This window comes from Aeromonas sp. R1-2, from assembly GCF_040908505.1.
GTDB classification, from domain to species: Bacteria; Pseudomonadota; Gammaproteobacteria; order Enterobacterales; family Aeromonadaceae; genus Aeromonas; species Aeromonas veronii.
In genome coordinates this window covers 68029-86360 of the sequence record NZ_JBFODU010000014.1, presented here as the reverse complement: position 1 = coordinate 86360, position 18332 = coordinate 68029, and the positions used below count along the sequence as shown (strand labels likewise).

The 18332-nt window shown below is 57.7% G+C and carries 13 protein-coding genes; 10 read left to right on the top strand and 3 right to left on the bottom strand.

Annotated features, from left to right (window positions below; translation table 11 throughout):
* Positions 1–27: 27 nt before the first annotated feature.
* From AB5Y76_RS05290 to AB5Y76_RS05275, 4 genes are all read left to right on the top strand, one after another.
* On the top strand, positions 28–687 hold the full coding sequence (locus tag AB5Y76_RS05290) for a DedA family protein (protein ID WP_201986444.1): 660 nt from the start codon (positions 28–30) through the stop codon (positions 685–687).
* 165 nt (positions 688–852) lie between these two features.
* Entirely contained in the window at positions 853–5736 is a 4884-nt protein-coding gene (locus AB5Y76_RS05285) for an alpha-2-macroglobulin (protein WP_234916002.1), read from the top strand.
* On the top strand, positions 5702–8134 hold the full coding sequence (gene pbpC, locus AB5Y76_RS05280) for a penicillin-binding protein 1C (protein ID WP_263718575.1): 2433 nt from the start codon (positions 5702–5704) through the stop codon (positions 8132–8134). The genes AB5Y76_RS05285 and pbpC overlap by 35 nt, the downstream gene beginning before the upstream one ends.
* Positions 8135–8256: 122 nt before the next feature.
* Entirely contained in the window at positions 8257–8505 is a 249-nt protein-coding gene (locus AB5Y76_RS05275; RefSeq protein ID WP_123172800.1) for a hypothetical protein, read from the top strand.
* 55 nt (positions 8506–8560) lie between these two features.
* On the opposite strand, the gene AB5Y76_RS05270 is transcribed toward AB5Y76_RS05275, so the two are convergent.
* Positions 8561–9526 (bottom strand): hypothetical protein, encoded by a 966-nt coding sequence (locus AB5Y76_RS05270; protein ID WP_201986442.1) that lies wholly within the window; start codon positions 9524–9526, stop codon positions 8561–8563.
* A gap of 177 nt (positions 9527–9703) precedes the next feature.
* Between AB5Y76_RS05270 and thiI the strand changes: the two genes are divergently transcribed.
* Complete coding sequence (thiI, locus tag AB5Y76_RS05265) at positions 9704–11152, top strand: tRNA uracil 4-sulfurtransferase ThiI (protein WP_201986441.1); 1449 nt, start codon at positions 9704–9706, stop codon at positions 11150–11152.
* Between the two features lie 74 nt (positions 11153–11226).
* On the opposite strand, the gene AB5Y76_RS05260 is transcribed toward thiI, so the two are convergent.
* Positions 11227–11619: a hypothetical protein gene (locus tag AB5Y76_RS05260; protein WP_005333978.1), complete on the bottom strand. Its 393-nt coding sequence runs from the start codon at positions 11617–11619 to the stop codon at positions 11227–11229.
* A 100-nt stretch (positions 11620–11719) separates the two neighbouring features.
* On the bottom strand, positions 11720–12352 hold the full coding sequence (locus AB5Y76_RS05255) for a trimeric intracellular cation channel family protein (protein ID WP_005333975.1): 633 nt from the start codon (positions 12350–12352) through the stop codon (positions 11720–11722).
* Positions 12353–12734: 382 nt separating this feature from the next.
* Between AB5Y76_RS05255 and AB5Y76_RS05250 the strand changes: the two genes are divergently transcribed.
* The 5 genes from AB5Y76_RS05250 to fliD all read left to right on the top strand — a co-directional run bounded on the left by AB5Y76_RS05250 (position 12735) and on the right by fliD (position 18310).
* Positions 12735–13643, top strand: coding sequence for a flagellin (locus AB5Y76_RS05250; RefSeq protein WP_167570003.1), 909 nt, complete (start codon positions 12735–12737; stop codon positions 13641–13643).
* 597 nt (positions 13644–14240) lie between these two features.
* Positions 14241–15149 (top strand): flagellin, encoded by a 909-nt coding sequence (locus AB5Y76_RS05245; protein ID WP_201986712.1) that lies wholly within the window; start codon positions 14241–14243, stop codon positions 15147–15149.
* Positions 15150–15522: 373 nt separating this feature from the next.
* Positions 15523–16422 carry a flagellin gene (locus AB5Y76_RS05240; RefSeq protein WP_139494616.1) on the top strand — a complete coding sequence of 300 codons (900 nt, stop codon included), beginning with the start codon at positions 15523–15525 and terminating at the stop codon, positions 16420–16422.
* A gap of 36 nt (positions 16423–16458) precedes the next feature.
* The gene (locus tag AB5Y76_RS05235; RefSeq protein ID WP_201986715.1) at positions 16459–16884 is read left to right on the top strand and encodes a flagellar protein FlaG; all 426 of its coding nucleotides are present in this window, start codon (positions 16459–16461) and stop codon (positions 16882–16884) included.
* 25 nt (positions 16885–16909) lie between these two features.
* Positions 16910–18310 (top strand): flagellar filament capping protein FliD, encoded by a 1401-nt coding sequence (gene fliD, locus AB5Y76_RS05230; RefSeq protein WP_201986716.1) that lies wholly within the window; start codon positions 16910–16912, stop codon positions 18308–18310.
* The last annotated feature ends 22 nt before the right edge of the window (positions 18311–18332 follow it).

Genomic DNA, 18332 nt, shown 5'->3' with positions numbered 1-18332 from the left:
GATGAACCGTGTAGTAGGGAGAGTGACATGCTGGATATGCTGATGGCCATTTGGCATCAGGATTTTGACGCCCTGGTTCAGATGCAGGCGGTACCCCTGCTGATCAGTTGCCTGATGCTGGTACTGCTGCTGGAGTCCGCATTCGTCTTCCTGCCCCTGCCGGGGGACAGCCTGGTTCTGCTGGCCGGTGGGTTGGTTGGCATGGGGGTGTTTGGCCCCGAAGTGACTCTTGTCTATCTGCCGTTGGCTGCTGGCATAGGTTCCGTGCTCGCCTACTGGCAGGGACGGGCCTTGCAGCGCACCCGCTTTATGGATCATATCGAACGGATGTTGCCTCCCGACAGCCTGCCCAAGGCGACCCGGCTACTGAAAAAGTACGGTTTTTTGGCGATGTTCTCCTCCCGTTTTATCCCGTTCGTGCGGGTGTTGACCCCCATGTTGATGGGGATTGGCCGCCTGAGCGTGCTGCGCATGTGCGTGGCCAGCTTTGCCAGTGCCTTTATGTGGTCGCTCTGCCTCAGTTTGGTGGGCAAGCTGGCGATGAATACCCCCTTCTTCCTCCACCACAGCGAACTGTTGACCCGGGCCCTGCTGATTACCTCGCTGGTGCTGTTTCTGGCGGCCGTCATGGCCATCCTGTTTCGCTGGTTCAAAGGCGGAGCAAAAAACGAGACCAGCCACGACTAGATGACAACCCTTGCCGCACGGAATCAGTGGGCAAGGGGGTTCTCGTGCAGTAGGGGCGCGCAATTGTGCCCATTCGGGTAATGAGCTTTGTGTCGGGTGAGCAGGATGCCTTATCCTGTTTCCAGCCACGCTGCGTTTGCAGCGCTCCAACTCGGGATGGAACCTATGCGCCTCTTCGACTCTCCCTCTGCTTCTCACCGCTCTACCGCCGGAACCGGCGCTCTGCGCCGCTGCTGCTCGGCCCTGCTGCTTTGCGGAGTGGTCGGTTTGCTGTCTGGTTGCGGCCCTGACAAGCCCGCCAGCCAAATATCGACCACAGAATCCACCGCGCAGCAGGAGGCCGGGGCGCCAACTTCTGTAGTGCAGGCCAATGCCCGCCAATATCGCGATGCGCCGGCACTGGCGCTGGTCTTCTCCGGCTCCTTGGTGCCCAAGGCAAACTGGCAGAGCTGGCTTTCGGTCAGCGAGGGGGGCAAGCAGGTGCAGGGGGAGTGGATCCTCGCCGACGATGGTCGCACCCTCTATTTTCCGAACGTTCAGCCCGATAAAAGCTATGAAGTGAGCCTCAAGGCGGGGCTGGGCCCATCCCCCCAGAGCTGGACCCTCAAGACTCGCCCGCTGGAGGCGGGGGCCTCCTTTACCGCCAGTGGCATGGTATTGCCGCTGCGTCAGGAACTTCGCTTGCCCATCAGCGCGGTCAACGTGGATGAGGTCAATATCGATTTCTTTCGGGTCGACGCGGAATATCTGCCCCGTTTTCTGGCGGAATATCGCCCCGGTGCCGGCATGGGGAACTGGGAGCTTGAGCAGATCACCAAGCGGGCCAAGCGGGTATTCAGCGGCCGCTATGCGCTGGAGCTTGATGCCAACCGGCGCGAGACCCGCCTCATCAATGTGAAGGAGCCGCAGTTGGCGGAGGCTGGCGTCTACTTTGCGGTGATGTCGCCCCTTGGCAACTACGACTGGCGCAAGGAGACCACCTATTTCGCGGTGAGCGACATGGGGCTCAGTGCCCGCCGTTACCGCGATCAGCTGGAGGTGTTCGTCAGCTCCCTGGCCAGCGCCGACCCGCTCAAGGATGTGCAGCTCTCCCTGCTCGACGAGAAGGGTAACCGGCTGCAGGTGCAAACCACCGATCCGCAGGGCCATCGTCGCTTCGATCAGGTGCAGGGGGCCCGCTTGCTGCTGGCCGAACAGGGCAACCATCTGGCGGTGCTGCGCCTCGATGGGGCGGCGCTCGATCTCTCCACCTTCGATCTCGGCACCCAGCCCTGGCAGGCCCAGCAGTTGTATCTGTTCAGTGGGCGCGATCTCTATCGCCCCGGCGAGCGGCTCGACAGCGAGATTTTGCTCAAGGGGCAGGATGGCCAGCTGCTGCCGGGCATGGCGGTGGAGCTGGAGGTGAAGCAGCCGGACGGCCAGCTGCTCGAACAGAAGCGGCTGCTGCCGGACAATTTGGGCGCCGCCCATTACGGCCTGCGTCTACCGGATGATGCGCCGCTCGGGCGCTGGACCATCAACCTCAAGACCGCCGCCGGCAGTCGCTTCGAGTGGCCCTTTTTGGTGGAGGAGTTTTTGCCGGAGCGGTTGAAACTGCAGCTTGGCAAGGGGCCGGATGGGGAAGTCACGAGTCTGGACGCCGCCCTGACGCTGCCACTGCAAGGGGACTATCTCTACGGTGCGCCAGCGAGCGCCACCAAGGCCAAAGCCGAGGTGAAGTTAAGCCGCGCCACCATGCCCTTTACCCAGTGGCAGGAGTTCACTCTGGGTGACGTGCTGCTCGCCGAGCAGGCCAAGGATCTCGAGGCGCGCAGTCTCACCCTCGATGCGCAGGGGCAGGGGACTTTTTCGCTTACTGATGAGCTCGATGGCGTGCGAACCCTCGGGCCGCTGGAGGTGGCCTATCGGGTGTCGCTCGCCGAGCCCGGTGGCCGCGCAGTCAATCGCAGCCGCACCCAGTATGGCTGGCCCGCGGGCAGCCAGTGGCCCGCGCTCAAGGCCGACTTCGTGGCTGATCGGGTAGAGGGGGGCAAGCCGCTCCCCTTCCAGATCCTCAACCTCGATGAGCAAGGCCAGCCGGTGGCGGGGGCGGTGAAGGTGCGCCTTATCAACGAGTACCGCGACTACTACTGGCATTACGCCGATGGCGAGGGGTGGAAGTACGAGTTCAACAGCCAGCCCTATCTGGAGCAGGAGCAGACCCTGCAGCTGGATGGCAAGGGGCCGACCCCGCTCACGCTGCAACTGGCGGCGGGCTGGTATCGATTGGAAGTGGAGAACAGTCAGGGCCATCAATCCAGCCTGCGGGTAGAGATTGGCAGCTACGCCTGGGGCGGCGGTGGCGAGCAGGCACGGCCCGACAAGATTGCCATCACCCTCGACAAGCGCGCCTATCGGGCGGGTGACAAGGCCAAAGTGACGCTGGTGGCGCCGCGCCCCGGCAAGGGGTTGCTGCTGGTGGAGGATGGCGACGGCCTGCGCTGGTGGCAGCGTATCGAGCTCAAGGGCGCAGGTGGCGATGCCAAGGATGCCCGCGGCGAGTTCGAGATCCCGGTCAGTCCCGAGTGGCAGCGTCATGACCTGCATATCTCGGCCCAGATCGCCGCGCCAGACAGCGCGTCCAAACCGTCCGGCAAGCAACAGGGGCAGAGCCTGCGCTCGGTCGGACTGGTGCCGCTCACCCTGGATCGGGAAGCGCGTCGTCTGCCGCTCATCCTGAGCGCGCCTGATAAAGCGGTGCCGCTTACCCGGCTGGAAGTGACCGCCACATCCACCCCCAACAGTCAGGGGCGCGTGGTGCTGGCGGCGGTGGATCGGGGCGTGCTCAATATCAGCGACTACCAGCCGCTCGACCCGTTCGAGTTCTTCTTTGGTCGCAAGCGCTTCGCTCAAGATTTGTTCGACAACTACGGCCAGGTGATCCCGCCGCAAGATGGCAAGCTGGCCCGCCTCAATTATGGGGGTGACCGGGCGCCGCTGAAAAAGGGTGGCGCGCTGGAGAGTCGGGTCGAGATCGCCGCACTGTGGAGCGGCGAGGTGAGTTTTGACCAGCAGGGCAAGGCGGTGATCCCGCTCGATTTGCCCAACTTCAACGGCGAACTGGCGCTGATGGCGCTGGCCTGGAACGAACAGCAAGTCGGGGAGGCCGAGCGCGCCGTCAAGGTAGTGGCGCCGCTGGTGGCAGAGATCGGCTGGCCGCGCTTTGGCGCCAGAGGGGATGAGACCCGGGCGCTGGTGCAGCTTCGCAACATGAGCGGCGAGGATCAGACCCTCTCCCTTGTCTGGACCCTCAATGGCGGGCTCAAGGCAAATGGCGAGTTGCCCGGCACCCTTTCCCTTAAGAACGGCGAAGAGCAGTGGCTGACCCTGCCGCTCACCGTGACTGGGGCAAGCGGCGTGGCAAGCCTGCAGTTGGCGGCCAGCGGCAAGGATTTTGCCATCAACCGCGACTGGACTCTGCCGCTGCGATCCCCCTGGCCTGCCGAGACTCGCCAGCGTTATCAGATGCTGGCCCCCGGCCAGCAGATGAGCTTTGCGCCAGCTGAGCTGGCCGGGCTGGATCGCGCCAACCTGCAGGGGCTGCTCAGCCTCTCCGGCACCCCGCCCTGGGAGCCAGCAGCCCAGTGGCAGGCGCTGGCCGACTACCCCTACGCCTGTCTGGAGCAGACCCTGTCGCGGGCCTGGCCTTACTTGCTGACCACGGCGGATGAGCGGGCCGCCTGGAGCAAACCCGCAGAGGGCAAAAAACCGGCGAGTGAGGCGGATGTGCAGCGCACCCTGCTGCAACGGCTGCAGCGGTTGCAACTGCCAAGCGGCGGTTTTGGTCTGTGGGATGGTCGCTCCGATGAGGAACAATGGCTCACCGCCTATGCTGCCGACTACCTGCTGGCGCGCAAGGAGGCGGGCGACGCAGTGCCGGAGGCCATGCTCAATCAGGCGCTGAACCGGCTGCAAAGCTATCTCACCGACAGTCAGTATGGTGAGCGCTGGAGCAGTGCCCCCGAGCACAGCCGGTTGGCCTATCAGGCCTACAGCGCCTATGTGCTGGCCCGGGTGGGCAAGGCACCGCTCGCTACCCTGCGCCTTATCTGGGAGCAGCAGGCCGATCACGCCCGCTCAGGTTTGCCGCTGCTTCACCTCTCGCTGGCGCTCTCGGCCATGGGGGATGAGCAGAACGCCGCCAAGGCCCTCAGCCGTGCATTGGCGACCGAGCGCGGTGATGGCTATCTGGGGGATTACGGCTCACCGCTGCGCGATCAGGCCCTTGAGCTCTCCTTGCTGCGTCAGCACAAGCTGGCTGCGGAACGCTGGCCTGATCTCAGCGCTAAGGTGGCCGACACCCTGGCCCACCGTCAGTGGCTCAGCACCCAAGAGCGGCTCGCCCTGTTGCGACTCGCCCGCTTCGATCCTGCCGTCGACTGGCAGGCCAAGGTAACTTCCTCTCTTGGCAGTGAATCCCTGAGCGGTTCGGCTCCGCTACAACAGGGTGCCCCCGAGGCGCTGGCCGCGAGCGCCATCACCAACGAGGGCAAGGGCTCGCTTTATGTGCAGCGCACTCTGGTCGGCTACCCCGAACAGGCGCCAGCACGGATTAGCAAAGGGATGAGTGTGACCCGCAGCTGGTTCAACGGCGACGGTCAGCGTTTTGATCCCGCCACAGTGAAGGTGGGGGATCTGGTGGTGGTGCGACTCAACGTCAGCAGCGAATCTGCCGTGCCCGATGCCCTGCTGGTGGAGATGGTGCCCGCTGGCTTCGAGCTGGAGAACCCGGCCCTTGGCAACAGCATCAAGCTCGAAGAGCTCTCCATCGAGGGGAAACCGGCGTGGCAGAGCGAGTGGAACGACTACCTCAAGCATCAGGAGTTTCGCGATGACCGCTACACGGCAGCGCTGGATCTGAGCGAGGGGAGCAACCAGCAGCTGGTCTACCTGATGCGGGCGGTGACGCCGGGTCGCTATCAGGTGCCACCGACCCAGGTTGAGGATATGTACCGGCCTGAACTGCGGGCTGTGGGTGAGGACATCCACGAGGTGCGTATCTCTGAGTAACATTCCCTCCCTTGAGCGGGTTCGCCCGCTCACTTTCTGGCAGCGTGGCTGGCTGAGTCTGGGTCGCAGTGGCCGCGCAGGCTGGCGCTGGCTTGGCGGTCTGCCGCGCTGGCTGCACTTTTCGGTGCTGGGAGTTGTAGCACTGCTGCTGTCATTGCTGGCGCTGGATCGCATTTTCCCGCCGCCGCCACTAGACCCCGCCTACGCACGGGTGGTGCTTGACATGAAAGGGCGACCGCTGCGCGCCTTTGCCGATACCAGCGGCGTGTGGCGCTACCCCGTGACCCTGGAGCAGGTCTCCCCCCGCTATATCGAGGCGTTGCTGGGTTACGAGGATCGCTACTTCTGGCGTCATCCCGGGGTTAATCCGGTGGCCATGGTGCGCGGGGTCTGGCAGTGGCTGCGCTATGGGCGGGCTGTGTCGGGCGGCTCGACGCTCACCATGCAGGTGGCGCGTCTTATCGAGCCCTACCACAGGAGCGTGCCCGGCAAGCTGCGCCAGATGGCTCGTGCGCTGCAGCTGGAGTGGCACTACGACAAGCGCACCCTGCTCACCGTCTACCTCAACCGGGCGCCGTTTGGCGGCAATCTGGAGGGGGTGCAGGCGGCAAGTTTTGCCTATCTCGGCAAGAGCGCAGCCAAGCTGACCTATGCCGAGGCGGCGCTCTTGGCAGTGCTGCCGCAGGCCCCCAGCCGCAACCGGCCGGACCGCCATCCCGAGCGGGCCCGCACCGCCCGTGACAAGGTGATGCAGCGGCTGGTAGCGCAAGGCGTCTGGCCCGAACAGGTGTGGCTGGAGGGGCGTATCGAGCCGGTGCTGGCCCGCGGTCACTTCACGCCGATGGAGGCGCCGCTCTTTGCCCGCCTCGCCGCCGACCATCAGGCCGGAGCCCTGGTGCACACCACCATCGACGGGGATCTACAGCGCTGGCTGGAGGGACGGGTGGCGAGCTACATTCGCCGCTTCCCCGAGCAGACCTCAGCGGCGTTGCTCTTGGTAGACAACAAAACCATGGCGGTGCGCGCCTATGTGGGCAGCGCCGAGTATGGCAATTTGCGCCGCCACGGTTATCTCGACATGGTGCAGGCAATCCGCTCCCCGGGATCCACCCTCAAGCCCTTCATCTACGGTCTGGCCATGGATGAGGGGCTGGTGTACTCGGCCTCCCTGCTCTCCGATGCGCCAAGGCTGGGATCTGATTATCGCCCCGCCAACTTTTCCGGCGCCTTTCAAGGGCCGGTGACCCTCGCTCAGGCGCTGCAGCAATCCCTCAACGTGCCGGCGGTGCAGGTGCTGGAGGCGCTCGGGCCTGACAAACTGGTCAGTCGCCTCGACAACGCTGGGGTGCGGCTGGCGCTCTCCGACAAACCCAATCCGGCCATCGCGCTGGGGGCGGCGGGCATTCGGCTTGAGCAGCTGGTGGCGCTCTACAGCTCGCTGACCCGGCAGGGGCAGGTGGCGATGCCGGTCTGGCTGGCGGGGCAGCAGGCGGTGTCGCGCCCCTTGCTGAGTCCGGGAGCGGCCTGGATCATCTGGCAAATATTGAGCGCGCAGGGACGGGCGGACCAACCCTTTGCCAGCGAGGCGACCGGCCGGGTCAACCGGCTGGCCTGGAAGACCGGTACCAGCTATGGCTATCGCGACAGCTGGGCGATGGGGGTCTCCGGTCGCTGGACCATCGGCGTCTGGCTGGGGCGCCCCGACGGTACCCCCATGCCCGGTTTTTACGGCCAGAGCGCGGCGGTGCCGCTGCTGCTTTCGGTCTACTCGCGGCTCTCGGACAACAGCCCCCTGCCGGCACAGCCCAATACGGTGAGCGAAGCCGAGATCTGCTGGCCGCTGGGGCGCAAAATTAGCTCGACCCTGCCTGAAGCCTGTTTGCAGCGTCAGAGCGCCTGGTTGCTGGAAGGGCGCGATCCTCCCACCTTGCCGGATCCCATGGACTGGCCCTCGCCGCTGCGTCAAGTTGCATTGACCGCCGCGGGCAAGCCGACTCTGACCCGTTGCCACGATGCGGCGCAATCCGGTTTTCGGGCCCTCTGGCCATTGTCGCTGGAGCCGTGGCGGTCCCCCGGAGAGCGACGGCAGGCGCTGCTTGCCAGCGGTTGTGCTGGGGAAGGGCAGAGTGCTGAGCTGCAGGCCCCTATTCGCATCGTGGCGCTGGGGGAGGGCAACCTTATCCGCAGTCAGCGCTACCGGTTGCAGCCGAAGGTGCTTGGCGGTGTTGGCAAGCCAGCCTGGTTTCTCAACGGCCAGCGGCTGCGCTGGGACGGGGATCAGGTGCTGAGCGTGGCGGGGCGCTACCAGTTGGTGGTGGTCGATGAAGCAGGAAACAGCGATCGTATCGAGTTTCGCGTGGTGCATCCTGACGGTGATGCCGGCACCATCACCCGTTGAGCGTTTTGCCAACAGCCATTGAGGCGAATGTAATTAACTATTTGAAATGCATCAATATTTGATTGGGTGAATTAATTTGTGAATAATTACGAATTCATTCAAATCCAATCGGGAGTTCTCTTTTGCTGCGTGTTCTGTGTCCCTTGCTGGTGCTGATGAGTTCGGGCTGTGCCACTACCAATCATGGTGATCACCATGTTTCTCCTGAACGTACCGGGTTCTATTCACCTTTCGAACCCGTTTCCGAGGGTTTTGCGCGTTGTTATCAGAAACAGTTTGCCTGTACCCCTGCCAATATCCGCCGTGACAGGGCGATGGAGGCGCGCAGGCAGGCGCAAGAGCAGGCCAATCATCGTGGTGATGATTGGTAGGCCGCAGATAACGAGAGGGGTTGGCAAATGCCAACCCCTTTTTCATTCCGCCCATTCAGCCCGGTTGGCGCAGATGGCCGAGCCGGGTGAAGAAGTGCTGGCTCTTGCGCTGGTGAAAGTGGCTCTTCTTGATGGGATGGAAGATGAGGTTGCTTTCGGGATGGCTTGCTTTTAACTGGTGGAGCATGGCTACGGCGGGCAGGCTGGTGCTGACCAGGGTGGTGAGTGGCATGCTGAGGGTCTCGGGCCCGAGCAGTTGATTGAACCCTTGCTGAGCCTGCTCAAAGCGGGTCAGGGCCGCCGGGTCGGCATAGCCGCTACCCAGCATGGTGAGCAGGTTGTCGAGGGCCAGATGAAATTCGGCCAACTGCTGGCGAAAGCCGCTGCGCCCGCGCAGGGCAATCAGCTCTGCAAACGGAATGTCGGCCAGGTGAGTGGGCACTTGCAAAGGGATCTCGAGGAGGAAGCAATCCTGACCGCCGCGATTGTGGTAGCGGGATTCGAGCAGATGGAGCAGGCGGTCGAGATAGTCGTGATCGGTAATAAGCGCCCCGTCATTGGCGAGTGCCCACTCACGGGCAAGGCGCATGGAGATCAGGTTGGCAAAGCGTCGCGCCATTCTGATCCCCCCCTCATCCCGGGTCGCAAAGCCGTGAGTAAGGCAAAAGCCGTGCAGCCGCTCCAGCCCCACCTGATCCGGGCAGAAGCAGTCGTGGTTGGCCTCCTGACGCCAGCGACCAATCAGCTCCTTGTTGCCAAACACCTTGTGGCGGACGAAATCGGGGGCCACCAGGCCGCTTATCTGGCTCTCCAGTTGCGGGGTAATGGCGGCAAAGAAGGCGGCATCGGGCCGCTTGGCCAGCAGATCGGTCTGCTGTTGAAGGGTATCGAGCAGGGCGGTGAGGCCGCTCTTTTCGCTGACGGTGAAGACAAAGGCAAGCCGCTCCAGATAGAGCAAGGCAAATTTGAGCCAGAGCTCGTCGCGTACCTCCATGCCGGGGTAGTAGATGTAGGTCTTCATCGGATCAGTCTGTTGTCAAAAATCTGGCGAGGCGCAGGGTCGGGAATATACGCAAGATTGGCGCTGCACGGCAAACACTGCGTGGGGTAATGTGAGCAAACGCTCATCCAGTAGGCGCTGGCCACAAAGTTCTGATATAATTCGCGCCCTTAAATCAAGGTCACCCGAGTCATTACCATGAAGTTCATTATCAAGCTGTTCCCGGAAATCACCATCAAGAGCAAGTCGGTTCGCCAGCGCTTTATCAAGATCCTGCAGGGCAATATCCGCAATGTCCTGCGCCGCTTCGACGACGATGCCCGCGTACGGATGGATTGGGACAAGCTGATCGTGAGCTCCCGCAATGACCAGTTCCACGAGCAGGCAATCGAAGCCCTGGCCTGTATTCCGGGCATTCAGGCTTTCCTCGAGGTTCAGGCCAGCAAGTTTACCGATCTGCACGACATCTTCGAGCAGGTGAAAGCCGTATGGGGCGACCAGCTCAAGGGCAAAACCTTCTGCGTGCGCGCCAAGCGCCACGGCAAGCATGAGTTCTCCTCCCTCGAGGTTGAGCGTTACGTGGGCGGTGGATTGAATCAGCACTGCGAAAGCAATGGTGTGCGCCTCAAGAACCCGGATGTGAAGATCAACCTCGAGATCGACGGTGAGGAGCTCTTTATCGTCAGCGCCATCCATCAGGGCCTGAGCGGCATGCCCATCGCGACCCAGGAAGATGTGCTGAGCCTGCTCTCCGGCGGTTTTGACTCCGGCGTGGCGTCGTTCCAGTTCATCAAGCGCGGCTGCCGTGTGCACTACTGCTTCTTCAATCTGGGCGGTGCGGCCCACGAGATCGGCGTCAAGCAGGTGGCCTATCACCTGTGGAACCGTTTCGGCTCCTCCCACCGGGTACGTTTCACCGCTGTGGACTTCGAGCCGGTGGTCGCCGAGATCCTCGAGAAGATCGACAACGGTCAGATGGGCGTGGTGCTCAAGCGGATGATGATGCGTGCTGCCGCCAAGGTGGCCGACGAGTTCCAGATCCCGGCGCTGGTGACCGGTGAGTGTGTGGGTCAGGTATCCAGCCAGACTCTCACCAACCTGAACGTGATCGACCGGGTGACCGACAAGGTGATCCTGCGCCCGCTTATCACCTGGGACAAGCCGGATATTATCAACGAAGCCCGCCGTATCGGCACCCTGGAATTTGCCGAGACCATGCCGGAGTATTGTGGGGTCATCTCCAAGAAGCCGACCGTGAAGGCCGAGCTCTCCCGCATTGAAGAGGAAGAGGCCAATTTTGACTTCTCCATTCTGGACAAGGTGGTCTCTAAGGCCCGTTACCTCGATATCCGCCGTATCGGTGAAGAGACTGCCGCTGAAGTGCAAGAGGTGGAAACCACCCAGGTGCTGGGCGCTGACGAGGTGATCCTGGATATCCGCTCTGCCGACGAACACGACGAGAAGCCGCTGGTGGTGGAAGGTCGTGAAGTACTGCATATCCCCTTCTTCAAGCTGGCCACCGCCTTTGGAGATCTGCCCAAAGAGAAGACTTACCTGCTCTACTGCGATCGCGGTGTGATGAGCAAGCTGCAGGCGCTCTATCTGAAAGAGAAGGGCTTTGACAACGTCAAGGTGTACCGCCCGTAAGCGTGTTTTTTACCTTCAATAAAAAATCCGGCCAATGTGCCGGATTTTTTATTTCACAGAGTGAGCAATGACTATCAGGGACAGGGAACCGGAGTGAAGGAGTCTTGCCCCTGACAACGCCAGCCCATTTCTGCCTCCCGCATCTGCCACAGGTTGTTGCTGCGATAGAGAGTCAGGATGTAGATCATGTCGCTCTTGCTGCCGTCGAGGGCGACCGAGAGCACCAAGTCATTGTCCAGTTGCTGGGCATGGATGCGGCTGGGCGTGTCACCATGACCGACGAATCGCAGAGCTACCTCACGGTAGTCATTAACCCAGTTTTGCTGTTGATGGCTTGCCTGGCGTATCTGCTGGTTGAACTGCTGCACCGGCGCCGAGGCCAGTCGTCCAAATACCACTTGTGCTTCGGCGTGGGCTGCCGTCACGTTCGCCAGGAGAAGGGTGGTAAGCATACCGATTTTGCGCATGAGAAGTTCCGGCTAACAACGACTGCTTCTATGACAACAGAAAAGCCTATTTGGTTCAACGCGTGGCCCACAGCGACATGATGACGCTGTGGGCCTGCTCTCAATTGCGTTGCAGGGAGAAGGTCGGTAGCGAAAGATGCCAGTAGATAGCCGCGACCCGCAGGCCAAACACGGCCGTCATGCAGATGAGCATGGCCGTTACCCTGTCCATGTTCGCCTCAAGCGCCAGGGTATAGAGAATGCCGCCAAGGATACAGGCGGTGGCATAGATCTCTTTTTGCAGCACCATGGGAACCTCCCGCGCCAGTACATCGCGGATCATGCCACCGGCAACCCCGGTCATGGTGCCCATGATAACGGCAATCAGCCCTGGGGTGCCGAAATTGAGGGCCTTCTGGGCACCGATAACGGTAAAGAGGGCTAGCCCGAAGGCATCCGCCACCGGCAGCACATACCAGGGCATCCTGCGGGGCAGCTTGACCATCCACATACCGATCAGCGCCGTCGCAATGACGACCCAGATATAGAGGGGATCGCGCACCCAGAACACGGGGGTGGCTCCCAGGATCATGTCACGGATGGTGCCGCCGCCGATGGCAGTGACCGCCGCCAAAACCATGACGCCAAACCCGTCCATCCTGAGTCGGCCAGCCACCAATACCCCTGAAAACGCGAATACCGCAGTACCAAACATGTCGCTGATGTAAACAATCTGCTCAACCAGTGTCTGCATGGAGAACAACTCACGTCAAATTGTTGATGGGGCCGCGATTTTAGGGGCTGGTGAGCCCAATCGCCAACAGTGCTCGACAAAATTGAGAGTCGGGACGGATTTTTCTCGCGGCATGAACCGGGTGAGGCTCGTGCGTGCCCGTAGTTCTCCGCCGTTGGCGGGCTTTAGAAGGTTGAGCCCATCACAGGTTTAGGTCCGATTTTTTCCTTAAGTTTCCCCCTGACCCGCCGATATATAGGGTAAGCGGCGTTAATGCGATGAAGCGTTGAAAAAAATGCTAAAGACATCCAAAAATGGGCCGTTAAATAAGACGCATCGGGCACAGAAAATAATAAAGCCAGAGCAAATAGAAGAGTACATTTAATAGCTTAGGAGAATAGTCATGGGCATGTTTATCAACACCAACGTTTCATCACTCAACGCTCAGCGTAATATGATGAATGCGACCAAATCACTGGATACATCTTACACCCGTTTGGCATCTGGCCTGCGTATCAACAGCGCCAAAGATGACGCAGCTGGTCTGCAAATCTCCAACCGTCTGACATCCCAGATCAACGGCCTGGACCAAGGTAACCGTAACGCTAACGATGGTATCTCTTTGGCACAAACTGCCGAAGGAGCCATGGATGAAGTGACAGGTATGCTGCAGCGGATGCGGACTCTGGCACAACAGTCGGCTAACGGTTCCAACTCTGCCAAGGATCGTGAAGCATTGCAAAAAGAAGTGGATCAGCTGGGTGCGGAGATCAACCGTATCTCTACCTCTACAACTTTTGCGGGGACCAAGCTGCTTGATGGTACTTTCGGCGGGACTTTTCAAGTGGGGGCGGATGCTAATCAGACTATCAGTTTCAGTCTATCTCAAGCTGATGGTTTCAGTATTTCAGGGATTGCCGCAGCGGTGACCGTAACAGTCAACGTTGGTACCGTTATCGGCAGTAATATCGCGGTGAATACTATTTTTGTTAGTGGCAGTGCTGGCGGCATTAGTATCAGCTCTCAGAGTGGAGCTCAGGCCGTATTGGCTGCTGCAGATGCCATGCTAGGGGTAGTGGATGGCAAGCGAGCAGAGCTTGGTGCAGTGCAAAACAGGATGGATTCGACCATCCGCAACCAGGCCAACATCTCGGAAAACGTCAGCGCAGCTCGTTCGCGTATACGTGACGCAGATTTCGCTATCGAAACCGCGAATATGACTAAACAGAATATTTTGCAACAGGCTGCTTCCAGTATCCTGTCACAAGCCAATCAAAGACCTCAGTCTGCACTTCAACTGCTGCAAGGGTAACCGAAAGAAAACAGGGCGGTTGTTCAGGCCGCCCTGGTCAAGAGATGGAACAAAGGGGTGTTCGGGTTTGCACCTTGTTCAATCGGGAGAGATATAACTCTCTACTAGTAATGCCAAGTGTTGTCCAGCTGTTCAGTTCTGTCACGCTTGGTCATATTCTCCTGAGCATATGCTCATCTTTAGGCCGGTTCTCCGGCCATTTTTTATTGTGTCGTCAAATTGACGTCACTCCATAAGTATCTAGCACATATTGTGCCAAATTAAATTTTCTCTCTCATCATATCTGGGCATACGGGGGCTTGCTGGTGCATGGTGTTTGCCATGTGCAGAGTTCATCAGCGCTGATCTTTTAACCGGATAAAATTTGCCGCTACCGGCAACGATTTTCCTCAAGCTTCTATACAGTCTGCCGCTAAAAGATATGAAGCAATCGAGGGGTGTTCGGAATCCAACGTTTGCATAGCTGCGGGTAGCCTGTCCGTTCATACAGATACCCGCCAGAAGAGACAGGCTTGTTCATCCTGCTCTTCAACGGTGGGTCATCGTGTTGTTATGACGATGCAACCCGCAGTCGTATGTTCTCCGGGAGAAATTATTATGGCTATGTTCATTAACACCAACACGTCATCATTGAACGCGCAGCGTAATTTGATGAATACCAGCAAATCTCTGGATACCTCGTACACTCGCTTGGCATCTGGTTTGCGCATCAACAGCGCAAAAGACGATGCGGCCGGTTTGCAGATATCCAACCGTTTGACGTCACAGATCAACGGCTTGGATCAGGGTAACCGTAATGCCAACGATGGTATTTCCCTGGCGCAGACTGCAGAAGGGGCAATGGATGAAGTGACTGGGATGTTGCAGCGGATGCGCACCTTGGCTCAACAATCTGCCAACGGTTCAAACTCCGCCAAAGATCGTGAAGCCCTGCAAAAGGAAGTTGATCAGCTTGGGTCAGAGATTAACCGGATCTCGAAAGATACCACTTTCGCGGGTACCAAATTACTGGATGGCACCTTTGCTGGCAGTTTCCAGGTTGGTGCAGATTCTAACCAGACCATTGGTTTTAGTCTGAGCCAGGCAGATGGTTTCAGTATCTCTGGGATTGCAGCAGCTGCGACTGCAACAGTCAACGTTGGTACCGTTATCGGCACTGCAATCGCTGTGAACACTATCTTCGTTAGTGGTGCCAGCGCAGGCGGGATAAGTATCAGTTCTCAAAGTGGAGCTCAGGCTGTATTGGCTGCGGCAGACGCCATGTTAGGGGTGGTGGATGGTAAGCGTGCTGAGCTCGGTGCGGTACAAAACCGACTGGACTCTACTATTCGCAACCAGGCAAACATCTCTGAAAACGTCAGTGCGGCTCGTTCACGTATCCGTGATGCGGACTTTGCGACTGAGACTGCCAATATGACCAAGCAGAATATTCTGCAGCAGGCCGCATCCAGCGTATTGGCGCAAGCTAACCAACGTCCGCAATCGGCACTTTCCCTACTGGGTTAATATTGTTGGCGATTTTGATAACTAATGTTGATACAAAGCGGCCTATATCAGGCCGCTTTGTCTTTACTTGGGTATTGTTGCCTAAATCGACTCAGTTTGAGTGGAGCTGGGGGCGACTCAGTCAGACGTTCCAGATAAAACCGCTGTTTTTGGCCATTATTTTTCTAAAGTTAATGGTTTTGCCGCCGTTATAGAAAATGAGGCAATCGAGGGGTGTTCGGAATCCAACGTTTGCATAGCTGCGGGTAGTCTGTCTGTTCATACAGGTACCCGCCAGAAGAGACAGGCTTGTTCACCCTGCTCTTCAACGGTGGGCCATCGTGTTGTTGTGACGATGCAACCCGCAGTCGTATGTTCTCCGGGAGAAATTATTATGGCCATGTTCATTAACACCAATACGTCATCATTGAACGCCCAGCGTAATTTGATGAATACCAGCAAATCTCTGGATACCTCGTACACTCGCTTGGCATCTGGTTTGCGCATCAATAGTGCAAAAGACGATGCGGCTGGTCTGCAGATATCCAACCGTTTGACGTCACAGATCAACGGCTTGGATCAGGGTAACCGTAACGCAAATGACGGCATTTCTTTGGCACAGACGGCAGAGGGAGCAATGGATGAAGTGACCGGGATGTTGCAGCGTATGCGCACCTTGGCTCAACAGTCTGCAAACGGGTCAAATTCTGACAAGGATCGTGCAGCCCTGCAAAAAGAGGTAGATCAGCTTGGTTCTGAAATCAACAGGATTTCAAAAGATACAACTTTCGCGGGTACCAAATTGCTGGATGGATCTTTTAGCGGTGACTTTCAAGTGGGAGCTGATGCCAACCAGATTATCGGATTTAGCCTGAATCAGACCGGTGGTTTTAGTATTTCTGGGATTGCGGTTGCTGCAGGTACTACGATTGTCGCTGCTAGTGGTGGGGCGCTTGCTGTAACGGCAATCTTCACTAATGGACTGACTGGTGGGATTAGCATTAGTACCCAGACTGGCGCTCAAAACGTAATGGCTGCTGCCGACGCAATGTTGGGCGTAGTTGACAGCAAACGCGCGGAGCTGGGTGCGGTGCAGAACCGGTTGGATTCTACCATTCGTAACCAGGCCAATATCTCGGAAAACGTCAGTGCTGCACGCTCTCGTATTCGTGATGCGGATTTTGCGACCGAGACTGCTAACATGACCAAGCAGAATATTCTGCAACAGGCCGCATCCAGTGTCTTGGCTCAGGCTAACCAGAGACCGCAGTCTGCTCTTTCCCTGCTTGGGTAATGGGTAGACTAGGCTGACTAAGATGGGAGAGATAAGATGGCAACCGAAATAGGCAATCTGTCATCTGCCAATGGCGCTTCCTTACAGCTAAGTGACAAGAGCGGCCAAGTGGCCGCTCAACTGCTTTCTGGCACGGTAGAGGATGCCGGGACTGTACAGCAGAAAAGTCAGGAGCAGCCCAAGGGAACTGAGCTTCAACAAGTGCAGAGCCAGGCCGATATTGAAGAACAGGTACAAAACTTGCAGGAATTTGGCAAGTTGCAAGGGTGGACCGTTAATTTCAGCATGGAGCAGGAGTCTGGCCAGATGGTAATAAAGGTAATGGACTCTGATACCCGCTCGGTGATCCGCCAGATCCCTACGGAAGAGTTGATTGCTATCCACAAGCGGATCCAGGCGTTGCAACAAGGTGAAGCAGGGGCGAACCCTAAACGCGGATTGTTGTTTGATAGCGAGATTTGAATCGAATTGATGAGGAGAAGATAACATGGCCATTACTTCTGCCGGGGCGGGCTCTCAGCTGGATCTCGAGAGCGTTATTGCCTCTAGCGTGGCTGCCAAGAAGGCTCAACTACAGAAGCCCATAGTCACCAAGCAAAACAGCACCCAGATAGCGCTTTCTGGCATTGGTCAGCTCAAGTCATCCCTCACGACCTTTACCGATATTCTCGACACATTGAGCAAACCCGGTGCTTTCAACAAGCGGTCTATCAACATCACGCAGGATAAAGATAATCCTGTGATGAAGATTGAGAGTAAAAGTGGTGGCTCTAATGGTCAGTACAATGTCACAGTCAATAAATTGGCGACAACCAGTCGTCAGGAGGGCGTATTTGACAGCTCAACCGCACCACTCATTACTCAGGATGGTCAACTGACTTTCAAGGCTGGTGATAAAGAGTTCAAGATCGATGTTAAAACTGGATATACCTTGCAGGATATTAGGAAAACCATCAATAGCAGTGGGGATAACTTTGGTCTGAGTGCTAATATCGTTAACACCTCAGATGGTAAAGCCAAATTAATTATTGATTCCGGCATTTCTGGTGATGGCAAGGATTTGACTATCACCGGAAATACCTCAGAGCTGGGTATGTTCTCTATTGGTGCTTCTAGCAATGTTATGAGTCAAACACAGGCTGCAAGTAGTGCCGAAATTATAGTAGATGGCAATACACTAAAAAGTGACACCAACGTTTTTGATGATTCTATTCAAGACCTTAAGCTGACGGTATTACGTGTTTCCGATAAAGATAGTAGTGGTAATCCAAAATCTAATAAAGTAGATATCACGACAGATAAAACATCTATTCAGGAGATGGTGAAGCAGTTTGTTGATGGATATAACGCTCTGCAGGATAAAATGGATGCGCTTGGTAAGCGTAACAGTATAGTCGGTGGTGTCAGGCAGGAGGATGGTGGTGCGCTAGCCGGTGATGCAAGCACACGGACAATCAGTAGTTTTATGGCTAACACAATTACAGGTAAAACTGGTTCAAGTACAACTTACTCTAGCATCTTCGAAATTGGAATAAAAATGGATAATAAGGGCAAACTATCTCTGGATAAAGAGAAGTTTGGCCAGGCAGTTGATAAAAACTTCGATCAGGTTGTAGCATTATTTGGTGGTGATGATGGTCTTGCTAGCACTTTGAATAAAGGGCTAAAAGAATATACTAAGTCAGGAGGTATGTTGGCTGAGCGCACAGATATACTTAATGCGGATCTGCGTAGCTTGAGTCAGAAACAATCTACGGCCAATGCACAGCTGGTTAAGTATGAAGCATCACTGCGTGCACAATATGGTAGCTTGGATGCAATACTGGTTAAAATGAATAGTTCTGCATCAGCATTGAAATCGTTACAGCTCAAGAGTAACAGTAACTAAGCATGTTCTGTTGAGGACTCAT

Excerpts from the sequence above, each read along its gene's own strand:
- AB5Y76_RS05235 (WP_201986715.1), top strand. The coding sequence starts at position 16,459 with ATGGCAACCGAAATAGGCAATCTGTCATCTGCCAATGGCGCTTCCTTA.
- AB5Y76_RS05270 (WP_201986442.1), bottom strand. The coding sequence starts at position 9,526 with ATGAAGACCTACATCTACTACCCCGGCATGGAGGTACGCGACGAGCTC.
- AB5Y76_RS05240 (WP_139494616.1), top strand. The coding sequence starts at position 15,523 with ATGGCCATGTTCATTAACACCAATACGTCATCATTGAACGCCCAGCGT.
- thiI (WP_201986441.1), top strand. The coding sequence starts at position 9,704 with ATGAAGTTCATTATCAAGCTGTTCCCGGAAATCACCATCAAGAGCAAG.
- AB5Y76_RS05245 (WP_201986712.1), top strand. The coding sequence starts at position 14,241 with ATGGCTATGTTCATTAACACCAACACGTCATCATTGAACGCGCAGCGT.
- AB5Y76_RS05285 (WP_234916002.1), top strand. The coding sequence starts at position 853 with ATGCGCCTCTTCGACTCTCCCTCTGCTTCTCACCGCTCTACCGCCGGA.
- AB5Y76_RS05255 (WP_005333975.1), bottom strand. The coding sequence starts at position 12,352 with ATGCAGACACTGGTTGAGCAGATTGTTTACATCAGCGACATGTTTGGT.
- AB5Y76_RS05290 (WP_201986444.1), top strand. The coding sequence starts at position 28 with ATGCTGGATATGCTGATGGCCATTTGGCATCAGGATTTTGACGCCCTG.
- AB5Y76_RS05250 (WP_167570003.1), top strand. The coding sequence starts at position 12,735 with ATGGGCATGTTTATCAACACCAACGTTTCATCACTCAACGCTCAGCGT.
- AB5Y76_RS05260 (WP_005333978.1), bottom strand. The coding sequence starts at position 11,619 with ATGCGCAAAATCGGTATGCTTACCACCCTTCTCCTGGCGAACGTGACG.
- fliD (WP_201986716.1), top strand. The coding sequence starts at position 16,910 with ATGGCCATTACTTCTGCCGGGGCGGGCTCTCAGCTGGATCTCGAGAGC.